This window comes from Halomonas sp. IOP_6 (genome assembly GCF_021151565.1).
GTDB lineage: Bacteria > Pseudomonadota > Gammaproteobacteria > Pseudomonadales > Halomonadaceae > Vreelandella > Vreelandella alkaliphila.
Genome location: NZ_JAIRBO010000009.1, coordinates 44,828 through 59,795, shown reverse-complemented (window position 1 = coordinate 59,795; position 14,968 = coordinate 44,828). Strand labels below are relative to the sequence as shown.

10 protein-coding genes are annotated in these 14,968 nt (G+C 54.7%); 6 read left to right on the top strand and 4 right to left on the bottom strand.

Features of this window, described 5'->3' with window-relative positions; all coding sequences use genetic code 11:
• Positions 1-21: 21 nt before the first annotated feature.
• The 6 genes from K7H08_RS18485 (at position 22) to K7H08_RS15405 (ending at position 8,673) form a co-directional block, all read left to right on the top strand.
• A complete protein-coding gene (locus tag K7H08_RS18485) occupies positions 22-351 on the top strand; it encodes a YtcA family lipoprotein (protein ID WP_084183596.1) in 330 nt (109 codons plus the stop codon).
• Positions 348-1,451 (top strand): HlyD family efflux transporter periplasmic adaptor subunit, encoded by a 1,104-nt coding sequence (locus K7H08_RS15425; RefSeq protein WP_231658466.1) that lies wholly within the window; start codon positions 348-350, stop codon positions 1,449-1,451. The genes K7H08_RS18485 and K7H08_RS15425 overlap by 4 nt, the downstream gene beginning before the upstream one ends.
• On the top strand, positions 1,444-3,249 hold the full coding sequence (locus K7H08_RS15420) for an FUSC family protein (RefSeq protein ID WP_231658465.1): 1,806 nt from the start codon (positions 1,444-1,446) through the stop codon (positions 3,247-3,249). Before K7H08_RS15425 ends, K7H08_RS15420 begins: the two co-directional genes overlap by 8 nt.
• A complete protein-coding gene (locus K7H08_RS15415) occupies positions 3,246-4,787 on the top strand; it encodes a TolC family protein (protein ID WP_038478141.1) in 1,542 nt (513 codons plus the stop codon). Before K7H08_RS15420 ends, K7H08_RS15415 begins: the two co-directional genes overlap by 4 nt.
• Positions 4,788-5,079: 292 nt before the next feature.
• Complete coding sequence (locus K7H08_RS15410; protein ID WP_231658464.1) at positions 5,080-7,023, top strand: aspartate:alanine exchanger family transporter; 1,944 nt, start codon at positions 5,080-5,082, stop codon at positions 7,021-7,023.
• Positions 7,024-7,293: 270 nt separating this feature from the next.
• Positions 7,294-8,673, top strand: coding sequence for a glutamate decarboxylase (locus tag K7H08_RS15405; protein WP_095604505.1), 1,380 nt, complete (start codon positions 7,294-7,296; stop codon positions 8,671-8,673).
• Between the two features lie 201 nt (positions 8,674-8,874).
• Here K7H08_RS15405 and K7H08_RS15400 read toward each other — a convergent pair whose 3' ends face one another.
• The 4 genes from K7H08_RS15400 to hemB form a co-directional block, all read right to left on the bottom strand.
• Positions 8,875-9,903, bottom strand: coding sequence for a linear amide C-N hydrolase (locus K7H08_RS15400; RefSeq protein WP_038478135.1), 1,029 nt, complete (start codon positions 9,901-9,903; stop codon positions 8,875-8,877).
• A 103-nt stretch (positions 9,904-10,006) separates the two neighbouring features.
• Positions 10,007-11,470 carry a cardiolipin synthase gene (gene cls, locus K7H08_RS15395; RefSeq protein ID WP_231658463.1) on the bottom strand — a complete coding sequence of 488 codons (1,464 nt, stop codon included), beginning with the start codon at positions 11,468-11,470 and terminating at the stop codon, positions 10,007-10,009.
• A gap of 74 nt (positions 11,471-11,544) precedes the next feature.
• Positions 11,545-13,758: a polyphosphate kinase 1 gene (ppk1, locus tag K7H08_RS15390; protein ID WP_038478128.1), complete on the bottom strand. Its 2,214-nt coding sequence runs from the start codon at positions 13,756-13,758 to the stop codon at positions 11,545-11,547.
• Between the two features lie 126 nt (positions 13,759-13,884).
• Complete coding sequence (hemB, locus tag K7H08_RS15385) at positions 13,885-14,892, bottom strand: porphobilinogen synthase (RefSeq protein WP_038478126.1); 1,008 nt, start codon at positions 14,890-14,892, stop codon at positions 13,885-13,887.
• Positions 14,893-14,968 lie beyond the last annotated feature (76 nt).

Genomic DNA, 14,968 nt, shown 5'->3' with positions numbered 1-14,968 from the left:
AACATCTAAAGAGGTGAGGCAATGATTCTGGCTGCTTTCGGCCGCAGGCTCTTGAAGGGTGGGGAAGGTTGCTCGCTTCTTCCTAGGTTAGCAACCTTTCTGACACCAATGATACTTGCGGGGTGCTCTATGCACGCTCATTCGCCAACAATGTCCCTGTACGGATCGTTCTTCCCTGTCTGGCTGATTGCAGCCCTGCTCGGTGTTATTTGCTCGGTCATCCTACGGCTGCTGTTCATTCGAGTTGGGCTGCACGAGCACCTACCGATGTCGCCGTTGACCTATCTTAGCGCAGCAATTTTTAGCGGTATCATGATCTGGGCGCTCTGGACTGGAGCACTGACAATATGAGTAACCAGAACGATAAAAGTAACCCGAGCGATATGAATAACCCGAAAGACATACCGGCTCAACGCGAACCGGGTATGCGGATATTTGTCGCGCGGGCGATTGGCTTCGCGCTGATTGCTAGTGCCATTGTTGCTATCGTCTTTGCGGCCATGCAGCGCGGCACCAACTTGCGTACTGACCATGCTGCGGTGAGTGCCACGATCGTGCCAATATCGACCAACGTGCCGGGGCCTATCGTAGAGGTGTTTGTCGAGGATAACGTCTTCGTGGAAGCTGGAGATTTACTGTTTCGTATTGATCCAGAGCCTTATGAGCTTCGTGTGGAGCAGGCGCGTGCGATGCTACGCACTGCCGAAGCCGAACTCGAGACGGGTGGTCGTTTGCTCTCCGTCCAGCAGACCAATGCTGAGATTGCTAGTCGTCAGATTGATCGCGCCCGCAATCACGTTGACCTCACCCGTCAGTCGCTTCAGCGACTTGAAAACCTGCTACCGCGTGGCATGGTGACCGCCCAGCAAGTTGATACTGCGCGCACGGTCCACGGGGATGCTTTGATCTCGCTCGACGAGTCATTAAGTCAGCAACTGGCGGCGCAAACGATGATAGGGACCCTCGATGCCCCTGAGTCCCAAGTGGATCTAGCGCGAACCAATCTGGCGCTGGCCGAACGCGAATTACGAAGGACCGAAGTGCGCGCCCCCATCTCGGGCCGCATCACTGGGCTTGACCTCGGTGTTGGTACGTATGTGGTGACCGGTGTTTCGCTGTTCTCGCTCATCGATACCGAAGACTGGGTGGTAACGGCCCTGTTTCGTGAAACCGAATTACCACGCATCCGGGTCGGTGCGCCCGTCGATGTCTTTGTAATGTCGGCGCCGACGCAGCGGCTGAGTGGTCGTATCCAGAGCCTTGGCTACGGGGTTCGAACCACTGATACTATTAGTGTTCTCGGGCTACCGATTATAGATAGCTCAGTAGACTGGGTTCGGGTCGCGCAGCGCTTCCCTGTGACCATCCGTCTCGAAGAGCCACCCGAAGAGCTTATGCGCGTTGGTGCCTCCGCTTCCGTCATTATCCATTCGGCTGAAGAGCATGAGTAGCCACGCCAGCATGTTGCGGGCAGTTATCGACGACCTGCGCCCCTATGATGGGCGTTTGGAGATGACGTTGCATATTGCTTTGCTGTGCGGACTGACAGCGGTTGTTGCAATGACCCTGCAGGTGCCATTGGCGTTGCTCTCCTGCTATCTGATTTTCCTGATGTATCGAGACAATGCGGGCGAGAACATCGGCATTGGTGTCGGCCTGATCCTTGCGGCGACCGTCATCATAGCTTTGAGCATTCTGCTTATGATGTTCGTTGCCGATGCGCCTGCATTGCGGTTAGCGATGATGGGCGCGGTCACTTTCGGCTTTATGTGGCTGGCTCGGGCTAGCAAGCTGGGTGAACCCGCCGGCCTACTAGGGTTCATTATCGTATTTATCCTGACGTTCTACGACTACATCTCTATGCCAGAATTGGTACTGCGTGGCTTGGCCTGGGTATGGATGGTGGTCTTCGTGCCGATGGTACTGCTGGTGGCGCTGAACGTGTTTGTAGGCCGCAGTCCACTACGATTGGTGCGTGGGCGAGTGCGCGAACGGCTACACGAGACGGCGCGCCTCTCCGAAGGAGGAGATCCTACCCCGACCGACCGATTGCTACGGGAAGGCAACGAAGTGGCGGAAAAGCATGCTGGTATGGCACGCCTGCTTGCTCTGGTGTCGAAAGAGGAACACGACCGACTCGTCGCGGAGCTAGCGGCGAGCTTCAATTTGCTCGCTACAGCCCAGGCGGCGACTGCCGCAGGCCGACCCGAGCCCGAACTGGCTCCCTTGCTGCGCCGGTTGGCTGAAGAGGGCTCGTCGCCGCCCTTGCCTGAGGGTGGTGGTTTAGTTGCCGATGCCGTCCGTACCTTCGTTGCCGCCCGAAATGTCGCTACTGTAACTGTACCCACATCATCTGAGGCTAAGAGTGGATTTTTGAAGCCAGATGCTTTTGAGAATCCTATTTATACCCAGTTTGCGCTCAAGGTGTTGCTTGCTGTCTTTCTGACCTATGCCTTGTACACCAGCATCGGGTTGTTTGAGATCCACACGGCGATGGTCACCTGTTTTGTGGTAGCGCTGGGAACCTCCGGCGAAACGTTCCATAAGAGCATCTTGCGTATCATTGGCTGCCTGATTGGGGCTGCGATGGGAGCCTTCGCCGTTGTCTTCGTGATGCCACACTTGGATGATCCGGGGCACCTTTTCCTGCTCATCGCCGCGGGTAGCCTGATCGCTGGTTGGGTAGCGACGGGGTCGTACCGAGTGCAGTATGCTGGCTTTCAGATGGCACTCGCCTTTTTCATCTGCGTGCTGCCCGGATCACCACTGGACTTTGGACCGAACTACAATCTCTCAGACGCGGGCTATCGCGTACTTGGCATTCTCGTGGGCATCGGCATCATGGGGCTGGTGTTTTCGTTGGTCTGGCCAGAGAGTGCAAAAGATACCCGTGATAGCGAGGTCGACGCCGCGCTTGTGGTAATGGCCGAGGTACTACGCGGCGAGGATCGTCTTGATGATATGTACCGACATGTTGGTGCTGCACACCATGCTCAGGAAGTTATGCGATTCGAGTGGGCTGGGCCAATTGCCAAGGAACAGGGCGAGGGTGTCCGGCGACTTGCGGCAATCGATGAATTAGCACGACTATTGCCATTGATTAGCGTGGAGAATGCAGCTCCACTCGCGGCCGCTTTAGAGGCAACCACTGAACACACGTCGGCAGTTTTAGATGTAAATGATGCAGGTGATAATGTCTACAAACGCGCACGAGTTCTGGTAGGGATACTGACAGGGGAAAGTGAATGAGAGTTGAACTTCATCGAATAGTGCTTGCCGCGATCTGTGCTGCGACAGCGGGTTGCGCACAGCATCCACCCCATGCAACATCACCTGACGCCTCGACACCCCTGGGGTTGGCGCAAACGGCAACCGGTGCCATGGATTTTTCCCTACCCGCCGATCTATCGCGGGCAGATGATCAGGTATCCACCCTCGTCAGTCAGCAGCTCACGGACGAACTGTCTGTCGCTATCGACTCGGAGCGAATTTATACCCTACCTGAGCTGATCGACATCGCCCAGCGTACCAAGCCCGCTACCCGCGCTGCTTGGCTGCGTGCCCGTGAAGCGGCTCTTGCCGTGAATGTTGTCGAGGCCTCCTATTTGCCACAGCTGTCAGCCAATGTGCTAGCGGGTTACGAAACGGTATCACGTCCCGAACAGGCAATTCCGGAGCTTGGAATCGGAACAGGGCGTCTGACAGCGACAGGTTACCATGTGATACCTAACCTTACCGTAGAATGGCTGCTGTTCGACTTCGGTGCGCGAGATGCCGCTATGGAGATTGCTGAGCAGGTAGCCATCGGTGGCAATATCGCTTTCCACGGTGCCCACCAAAGGGTCATCTTCGAAGTCAGCGAGGCCTATTTTCAATACTCTGCAGCACGTGCGGAAACACGCATCGACCGAGAGCGGGTGGAGGACGCCCGAACTTTGCGCAGAGTTGCTGAAGGCAGACTTCGAGAAGGCTTGGCTATCAGGGCTGAAGTCGCCCAGGCACGACAGATCGAGGCTCGAGCCCAGTTCGATTTGACGCTGGCCGAGAGTCGAGAGGAAAACAAGCGGACGGCGTTGATGCACGCCATGGGCCTCTCACCAGCAACCACAATAGGGGTAGCGGAGCTCTCAGATAGGCAACTGCCGGAAGAGATGCCTATGCCGCTCGACGAGCTGATCGAGAAATCACTGGCTCAGCGGCCCGATATTCAGGCAGCGTTGGCTCGGGTCCGAGCAGCCCGTTCAGAAGTGAACCTAGTGGCAGCGTCATCTAGGCCCAAGATCGCGGCGGTGGCTGAAGTTGGGCGAGCAATTGGGGGAGTGAGCCTCAGTGATAGTCGCTTCGACGGGAGTGCCTCAATGAATAGGACGCTTGACGAGGCCGTAGCTGGCGTTGTTTTCACTATGCCCCTTTTCGACGGCGGACTACGCCAGACTCAGAAGCGGCAGGCCCGTATGCAGGCTGAAGCTGCTGAACAGGATCTTCTTGAGATCCGCAATTTGGCTGCACAGGAGATCGTTGAAGCCTACAGTCTGCTGCACAGCAGCCTAGCTGCCTACACGGCCTCCGGTCCACTGCTTGAGGCCGGGCGAGAAACCTATGAAACTGCGCTTGGACTTTACGAAAATGGCCTCGCGTCGCTGTCTGAAGTCAGTCAGTCAAAAATCGGTCTAAACGACGTCCGTTTAATCCATGAGCAAGCCTTTGCCGACACCTTCGCTGCCGCGACAGCTCTTGCCTTTGCGACCGGTCGTCTCACTAACAGCGATGTTCCGGCCGGATTGTGACGTGAATCAAATGCAACGGCGCTCACCCGCCTTGTACTTTCATCCATGCCTTCATTTCAGGCAATAGAGGTCGATACGGATGACCTCATATCTATCATGCCAAAAATAACAAAATTCAACGGTAAAGGCATAGCTGTACGCCATGACAACACCCATTGCACTAACGCCGAAAGTGGCAGTTTCATCATATCGAGATGATTGTCTGTAGAACCTAATATGTTGACAGGTTTGTAGCAGTGTGATTAGTTGACCGAAGCCTAAGGTGAGTTTGTTTCAAGAGCGAGGGAGCGACATGCGCAACTCTTCTTTTTTGCTAAGTGCCTCAATAAGCGCCAGATTTAGTGTGCTTTTGGTCGCTGGACTACTCGCCTTAGGCATTGCCACGCACGCGCAAGCTGAGGGAGCAGGAACAGCAGAGAGCGGAACCCTACGAACCTTTGAGCAGGCGAGTGAGCGGGCCCTCGGCAGTGTCTTCGAATTCATCGAGCCGGTGACAGAGCGTGGTATCGAAGGTGTCTTTGCCTTCCTTGACGCGCAGCAATGGGTATTTATTTTGCTTGCGCTTGCCATCGGATATCCTCTCGGGAGGCTCAAGTTCGGTCCTATTTCTCTTGGATCAACTGCCAGCACGCTACTTGTCGCCGTCGTGATCTCGATGACGGCGCAAATCGCTTTTAATATGACTTATGCGATCCCGGGCATCGTCGCGACCATCTTCCTGTCGCTCTTCATGTATGCACTGGGGCTCGGGGTAGGCCCCAAATTCTTTGCTGGTCTGAAATCAGGTGGTTTGGCGGCGATTGTTTGCGGGGTGATTATCTGGGCACTGAACTGGGTGATTTGCGTTGGCGGCGCGCATCTTGTCGGGCTTGAATCAGGCTTTGCGGCTGGCCTGATTTCGGGCAGTTACACGATTACAGCCGTCCTTGGTGTCGCGGAATCAGCCGTGCAAAGCGGCTCGGCAACGGTACCTCCGGGCATGACCGCCGATGAAATTGGGGCTAACATGGCGGCAGGCTATGCCGTCAGCTACATCCTGTCTAGCGTCGGAATTATTCTACTCATGCGCTACCTGCCCGCGATGTTCGGGCACGACCCTGTCGCAGATGCGAAAAAGGCGGAAGACGCCTTTGCTGGTTCCGGCACCCATCCGCTTCCGGGCACACCGCATGCGTTCCTGCTCGGCTACATGCCGTTCGATATCCGTGCCTATAAGGTCGATAACGAGAACCTAGTCGGAAAGAGCGTTAATGAGCTTTTTGAGGCCCATCCTCAGGCCCCAATTCTTCGTGTAGAGCGTGATGGTCAGGTAATCGATGCGCTCAATAACCCGACAATTCTTAAAGGCGACATCGTGACTGTGCGCGCGGATGTGCACGACATGATTCTACACGGCAACGAGGTGGGTCCAGAGGTAGACGATCCGGTTGCTCGAGATATAACCATTGAGTCTGCAGATATCGCAGTATCGTCCTCCGAGATTGCTGGCAAGACTATTGCGGAGCTTGCAAGGACCTCACTGGCCTATGGTCTTCGTCTGATCGCGATTTTTCGGGCGGGGCAAGAGATTCCTATCGGGCCGCAAACCGATATTCGCGTGGGTGATGTAGTGCGCCTTACCGGGCCAGACAGTTGTATCGAACGGGCGGGAAAGGCCCTGGGCAGCAGGGTTATTACAGAGCAGACCCTTGCGACGACTGAAGTCATGTATATGGCGATCGCCATGGTAGTCGGCTTCATCGCAGGGACGTTGAGTGTCACGATCGCAGGCATTCCCTTCGCACTCGGCACTTCGGCTGGCTGCCTACTTGCCGGTATCATCGTTGCATATTTACGTAGTCGCAACCCGCAATTTGGCGGGCCGGTATCTGAAGGTGCGCGCAGTTTTTTGCAGGATATCGGCCTTAATGTATTCGTCGCCGTGCTGGGCGCGAATACTGGGCCGAAAATAATTTCGGCGCTAGGCGGCGACACGGTCATCTGGCTCGCCCTGATAGGTACCATAGCGGCCCTTCTGCCGGTAGTGGTAGCCTTTTTCGTTGCTGACAAATTCTTCAAACTGAACTCTGTGATCAACGCAGGCGCATGCGCGGGCGGGCGCAACTCGACGCCAAGCTTGAATGCGGTGCTTGAACAGTCTAAAAGCCAAGTGGCTGCGGTGCCTTTCCCTGTATCCTACGCCATAACGACGGTGCTTGCCCTTGTCGGTGGCTACATCGCGCAGATCTTGTCTTGACATATCTACTATACGTAATTCGCGGGAACGGCCGAGACAACCGAGCTATCCGTGCGGATAGTGGCTCATCTCATGAACTATGTTGACTGCCTCGCAGCATCACTCTCGATTATCCCGGCTAAGAGGGCAGTTATTCGGAGCTGCGCTTAGCGAACTCGATCCCCTGTTGAGCAATCAAGTGAAACCCTGGAAAAAGGCAAAACCTGCCTGATTTTGCCTGCGCCGAGCGACGCCGGAGGCGTGGCCACTACCATAGAGTGGAGATGAGCAATGACAAATCGTTCCCGAAACATGAATGATGAAATCTACGGATCCAGCACGTTGGCGAAGCCACTTCCCAAATCCGGGTTCCCCGATGATGAGCAAGCACCACGCTGGGTCTGCGCTGCCGTGCGCGACGAATTGATGCTGGACGGTAATGCACGCCAGAACCTCGCGACCTTCTGCCAGACTTGGGAGGAGCCCGAAGTGCATGAGCTGATGGATGCCTGCATCGATAAGAATATGATCGACAAGGACGAATATCCACAGACTGCCGAGATTGAAGCACGCTGCGTACGTATGTTGGCTGATCTCTGGAATGCGCCCGAAGGGCCTGCGACGGGGTGTTCGACGACAGGCTCTAGCGAAGCCGCAATGCTAGGTGGGCTAGCCATGAAACGCCGCTGGGAGGCCAGGCGCCGTGCGGATGGTAAGCCAACTGACAAGCCCAACCTCGTGACTGGCCCAGTACAAGTTTGCTGGCACAAATTTACCCGCTACTGGGATGTCGAACATCGTGAGATCCCGATGGAGCAGGGGCGGCTGCTGATGACCCCTGAGGAAGTTCTGAAATACTGCGACGAGAACACAATTGGCGTGGTTCCGACCCTCGGTGTGACCTTTACAGGCGAGTATGAGCCTGTAAAAGCCGTCAGCGACGCGCTCGATCAGTTGGAGCGCGATACCGGTCTTGATATCCCAATTCATGTGGACGGTGCCAGCGGAGGATTTTTAGCGCCATTCTGCGCACCGGATCTTGAATGGGATTTTCGCCTTCCGCGGGTGCGCTCGATCAACGCGTCAGGCCACAAGTTCGGCCTAGCGCCGCTCGGTGTCGGATGGGTACTATGGCGCGAGGAAAGCGACCTGCCTGAGGAAATGATCTTTTGGGTCAATTATCTGGGCGGTAACATGAAGGACATTGCGCTTAATTTCTCGCGGCCTGGCGGTCAGATTGTTTGCCAATACTACAACTTTGTCCGGCTCGGCCGCGAAGGCTACGAAAAGGTGCACGGAGCCTGTTATGACAGCGCGGCGTTCCTCGCCGCTGAGATCGCCGCATTGGGGCCGTTCGAGATTGTTTTCGACGGAGAACGCAGCCGTGGTATCCCTGCGGTCTCATGGAAGCTGAAGGACGGCAGTGATCCTGGCTTCACACTTTTTGATCTTGCCGACCGTTTGCGGGTACGTGGCTGGCAGGTGCCAGCTTATACACTGCCAACCCATTGTGAAGATCAGGCGATTCAGCGAATTCTTGTGCGTAACGGCGTCAGCGGGGATTTATGCGCACTACTGATTGATGATATGAAAGCAGCATTGTCGCATATTGCGGCCCATCCCAAACAGGTTCCTTTGGCAGAAGAGGATGCTTCAGGGTTCCATCACTGAATGCACCATTCTATAGCTCTGGTGCTTTGTGCTGCTGTCGAAGCCTGCTAGTTATTGAATACACTATCTATGATGCGGACCGCAGATGTTCTGCGGATCCGCTTCAGCGTGAAACCTGGCATGCAGGTGACTGAAAAAGAGCGTTCAGTAGACCCATGTTGAAGACCTGCATGTCTTTAACGGCATGCCAAGCTTGATGGTCTACTGTTTAGCCTGCGTTGCAGCTGCAATTAGCTGCCTTTCGCGCTCGATAGTGAGAAATTTCAATGTGCCGGTGTCGACGAATTTGTCGCTTACTTCGCCAGCAATGCCACACTCGACAGTTAGTTCATTCACGAGGTCTAGCTTCAGCTGGGGGGCTCCCTCGGCTAGGTTGAGGTCACTCAGGTCTACCCAGACAATGTTGGGGCGGGTGGTCGATTCGAAGACGTAGCGCCGATTAGTTAGGTCGGTGACAGTCTGCCAAAGCGTCTGGGATGCATCAGGTTTGCCGGGATCTGGGATACGGAACGGTTGGGCGACATTGCGGATGACACTAAACATAGCCGCGATGGCCTGTAGCTGCGTCTGGGGCTGATCGAGACGGCTCACGTAGTATGCAGCACGAGCGAATCTGTCGCTTGCTAGTGTCGACCCAGGAATGGGCTGGTCGCCGCCAAGTCCGCTGATGGTTTGGACTAGCTCGAGTTGCTGGTCGTACGTGGGTGAGTTTGTCATCACTCGGTAATCGCGGCTATGGTAAACCTTGGGTTTCCCCTCGCTATACTCGATGATGCACGAATCGCCGGTGGCGTCATCGAGTGCTAGGTGGATTGCCGGCGGTGCCCCTCCGGTAGGATCCATCATCTGGACGACTTGAACGTCTGAAGTTTCAATCCACTCGACGGCTTCTGCGACGGTGGCGTAGTTGTCGAGGAAGTACTGCATCCAGATGGCCTGACTCAGCTGAGTGCGACTGTCTTCTGGGTTGCCGTAGTCTGACTCTGCAAGCCATAGTACGTGACCAGCCAAGCCAGCCTCATTCAGACCGTCGACTGAAATCATGTCGAAGGCTGTCGCAACGACGCTCCCGTACTTCGATGTCCATGTCAGCGCTCCCTGCACCCCGTCGTCGCGTGTGATGCCTTTCGGCTGCGTCCATAGGTTGGTCATCAGGTCTTTGTGAAAGTCCATGTTACGGCCAACGATGACGGCTCCGTTGGCGTCCGGCCAAACTACTCGCGTGCACATACGGCTCTCCTCTCGCTAAGTTGCAACCAACATACTGCCAGAATAGGTCTGACATTATTCTCTTCGTATATCAGCAGTATAAATCACTTTCTGGCCGCTTAGTTCAAAGGATCGGCCCCAGCATCGCGACGGTATTATTGATTAATCGGCGGTGGCGGGGCCAGTTGGCAACCTCGTTGGGGTCAACGCGCACCGAGCTGTTGAGGTAGTGCTGCTGACGTTGGCGGATCTGTTGGGCCAGCTCTGAGTCGTAGGCCAGGATATTGTTCTCATAGTTGAGTTCGAAGCTGCGCCGGTCCATGTTGGCGGAGCCGATAAGACTGATCTCACCATCGAGGGTGAGCGACTTGGTGTGCAACAGGCCACCGACATACTCATGAATTTTTACGCCGGCGGTGAGTAGTTCGGCGTAGTAGCTGCGGCTAGCAGCGGCTACTACGCGGCTGTCATTGCGTTGAGGAAAGATAATAAGAGTCTCCACGCCGCGACGTGCGCTGGCGCAGAGCGCGGCCTGCAGAGGTTCGTCCGGCACATAGTAGGGTGTAGTGATAACTAGGCTTCGGCGGGCGCTGTAAATCAAGGCCTCGAACATCTCAGGCATGGCCGAGTAGCGCACGGTGGGGCCGGTGCCGATTACCTGTGTACATATGCCAGGCCGAGTGGCGGGGAGGGGGCGGTGCAGCAGGGCACGGATATCGTCGTTGACATGCGACATCCAGTCGCTGATGAACAGATGCTGATTTTGGCGTGCGATTGGCCCTTCAAAGCGAATCATAAGATCGACCCAGGGCGCATACTTCGCCTTGACCCGAAACTCAGGATCAGCGCAATTCTGGCTACCGCAGTAGGTAATGTGGTCATCAATGACGACAATTTTGCGGTGGTTGCGCAAATCGATACGGCCGCCAAGCATGCGCAAGATCGGATTGCCAATAGGCAGGGCGCGTGCAAGCTGGACGCCAGCAGCTTGCATCGCCCGCCAGTGCTTGGAGTGGATCATGGCGCGCGCACCAAGGTCATCTGCCATCGCTCGGCAGGCAATGCCGCGCGTGGCAGCCCGTATCAGCGCCTGGGCAACTTTGAGGCCGTTGTTATCGGTCAACCAGATGTAAAATAGTAGATGGACGTGATCTTGTGCAGCGTCAATATCGGCAACAAGTGCATCAATGACGGCGTTGGAGTCTTTTAGTACTTCTGCGTGGTTGCCACCGACCGGCTCGAACCCGCTGATAGAATAGCCCACCTGAAACAAGTGCTGATAGTGCGCCGGAATCTGCGGTGCGAGGTTGGTTGAATCAACACCAAGAGTGGTCTCTGGTGTTGATGTTTGCGCAAGTACCTCACGCATCCGTTTGGCGCGTTTGTTGCCGATGTTAGTCTCACCGAGTAGTAAATAGGTAATGATGCCAACGATAGGTAGGGCGATGATGACCACTATCCAGGTCAGTCTGGCCCTAGGGTCGCGGTGCGGTTTAAGTAGAACGCGGATGATCAGCAGCCACTGAATCACCAGGTGCAATGCAGCGCTGAGCGCAGTGAGAACGGTAGAGTCGCTAATGCCATTCATTATAAGTGTGCTTCCTCATGTTGATACGGCAGGTCAATCATGGCTAACCGTCCCCAATCCTCCTTTCTACTCAGCTAGCTTTTTGATGCGTAGGCATAGAGCAGTGTTTCCTGAGCGCTGATCGCGTCGCCATTGCCAGGATCCTGGAGGTGATAGCTACCGTCGCTTTTTAGTAACCAGCTTTGGCAGTTATCGACGAGGTAGGTCTCTAAATCTTTACGTACCCGCGTGGCAAGCTTTTTATCCAATAGCGGGAAGCAGGTTTCTACGCGATGGAACATATTGCGTGACATAAAATCAGCGCTTGAGCACCATGTTTCTGGTTTGCCGTCATTGTGAAAATGGAAAACGCGGGTATGTTCTAAAAAACGCCCAATAATCGACCGGACACGGATATTTTCTGAAACACCCTCGATACCGGGTTTCAAACAGCACATGCCGCGAATGATCAGGTCGCACTCTACGCCTGCTTGCGAGGCGCGATAAAGCGCTTTGATAAGCTTGGGCTCTGTTAGCGAATTGCACTTAATAATGATGTGCCCGCGCTTACCTTTAAGCGCCACCTGAGCTTCACGGTCAATCATTTCGACTAAGCGCTCGTGAAGCGTAAAGGGGGCGTGGAGCAACGTGTCGATCTTGCGCGCGCGGCCCATGCCAGAAAGCTGCTGGAACACCTTGTGCACGTCCGCGCATAGTGCTGTATTGGCAGTTAGCAGGCTGTAATCGGTATATAGTTTCGCTGTTTTAGAGTGGTAGTTGCCGGTGCCTAAATGTGCGTAGTGGCGCAGCTCGCCCTTCTCACGTCGCACGATATGTAGCATTTTGGCATGGGTTTTATAGGCCATGATGCCGTAAATCACGATGGCGCCGGCTTCTTGCAGGCGTGATGCTAACTGAAGATTGTCGGCCTCATCGAAACGCGCCCGCAGCTCGATAACAACGGTGACTTCTTTGCCTTGGCTGGCGGCATCGACCAGAGCACTCACTATCGTTGAATCTGCGCCCGTGCGGTACAGAGTCTGCTTGATTGCCAGTACGTCCGGATCGCGTGCGGCCTCGCGTAGTAGGTCTTCAATAGGTGAAAAAGACTGGAATGGGTGATGAAGCAGGATATCGCTTTTGGCAATAGCGCTAAATAGGCTGCCACCCTTTAATGCTTTTGGCACGCTAGGCGAATAGGGGCGATAGAGCAGTTCCGGTCGGTCAACATCACCGAGTACAGCCATCATGCGGGTCAAATTTACCGGCCCTTGAACACGGTATAAGTCGCTGCTTTCTAGCTCAAACTGGCGCAGCAAGAAACTGATCAAGTCATCTGGACAATTATCAGCGACTTCAAGGCGAACACCACTGCCATAACGGCGGGCTAATAGCTCGCCACGTAGCGCTGATGCCAAGTCTGAGACCTCTTCTGGGTCGACGGTCATATCGGCATTGCGGGTCAGCCGGAACTGATAACAACCGCGCACACGCATACCGGGGAAGAGTTCCTCTGCATGAGCGTGAATCATCGATGACAAGAAAATATACTCAGAGAAACCTTCTGCACACAGAGCTTTAGGCAGTGCCATCAAGCGAGGCAGTGAGCGAGGCGCTGGCAGTATTGCCATGCCACCAGCCCGACCAAAGGCGTCCTTTCCCTCTAGTTCAACAATGAAGTTGAGGCTTTTATTAACCAAACGCGGAAACGGGTGGGAAGGGTCTAAGCCAATGGGGCTGATGACCGGCATGATTTCGTTATCAAAAAAACCTTTAACCCAAGCTTTTTGCTCGTCGGTCCACTGATCGCGACGACGAAAGCGTAGCCCCTGAGCTTCCAGCGCGGGCAGCAGTGTTTCGTTCAATATTTGATATTGGCGGGCAATTTGCTGATGCGCGATATCCGAGATTTCTGCCAGCACAGCCTTAGGTAAGCGGCCGTCGGCGGCGGTGGTATCGTCACCTAATGCCATTTGGTGTTTAAGCCCAGCAACTCTTATCTCAAAAAACTCATCCATGTTGGATGAAAATATCAGCAGAAACATCAGCCGGTTAAGTAGCGGATGTGCATCGTCCAGGGCTTGTTCAAGCACCCGGATATTGAATTGCAGATGAGAAAGCTCGCGATTGAAGTAAAGCTGCGGGTCGTCAAGATCCGCTTCCAAGTGAGCCTCTTTCGCGTGAACTCCGGTGGGGGTACGATTGATACGCAATGGCAAAGCCTCTCCCTCGCCACTTACCGTCTCGTTTGCAGCGTTCGTTGACTCGCTAGAAAATGCTGGCGTGGAATCTGCTGATTGATCGTCCATGGCTGCCCCCCCGGTGGTGGTTCATACTCATCATAGCGTGATAACTACTGTTAATAGGAGTATGCCGGGAAAAGATGACAAACAAGTGTCACCGGTTTGTCATCTTTGAAGGTTTGACCCCTGAAATTAACGCTGTAACAAGCGTGCTGCTTCTAAGGCAAAATAGGTTAAAATCCCATCGGCACCTGCTCGCTTGAAGCACATCAGTGACTCAAGAATGACGGGTTCGGCCTCAAGCCAGCCGTTGTCGAAAGCGGCGCGATGCATGGCGTACTCACCGCTGACTTGATAAGCGAATGTCGGTACTTGGAGTTCGCTTTTTACACGACGTACGATATCCAAGTAAGGCATGCCAGGTTTTACCATTACCATATCAGCGCCTTCAGCGATATCCATAGCGACTTCATGCAGTGCTTCATCACTATTGGCAGGATCCATCTGATAGGTGCGTTTGTCCGCTTTGCCAAGATTGGCGGCAGAGCCGACTGCATCACGGAAAGGGCCGTAATATTTAGAGGCGTACTTAGCGCTATACGCCATAATACGCACATTATGCAGGTGTTCCTGCTCCAACACTTGACGTATGGCGCCGATGCGGCCATCCATCATATCGGAAGGTGCCACGACATCGGCGCCTGCTTCGGCGTGGGAGAGCGCCTGTTTGAGTAGCGTATCCACTGTGCGGTCATTTTGCACATAGCCGTGCTCATCAAGAATGCCGTCCTGTCCGTGGCTAGTATAGGGGTCAAGGGCGACATCGGTAATAATGCCAAGCTCTGGTAGTGCTTCTTTTAGCGCCCGTACACTACGCTGGACAAGACCATTCGAGTTGTAAGCCTCTTCTGCTAACTCGCTTTTTTGCTCAGCGCTGACAACGGGGAAGAGAGCTAAGGCAGGAATACCCAGCGCGTAGGCCTCACGTGCCTGCTCAATCAGCAGGTCGATGGAAAGACGCTCAACACCGGGCATTGAGGCAATCGCTTCGCGCTGATTTTCGCCTTCCAGTACAAAAACCGGCAAAATCAAATCGCTGGGTGTTAGCGTCGACTCCTGCATTAAGCGACGTGAGAAATCGTCGCGACGCATACGGCGAAGTCTGGTGGCAGGGAAGTGACGGGGAGCAGAGGTGTTCAACGGCTTTCTCCAAACAATCGCATAGTCAATCGAATAGTGGGTGCCCTAAAAGGCCTAACGTGAGTATATCAGTCCT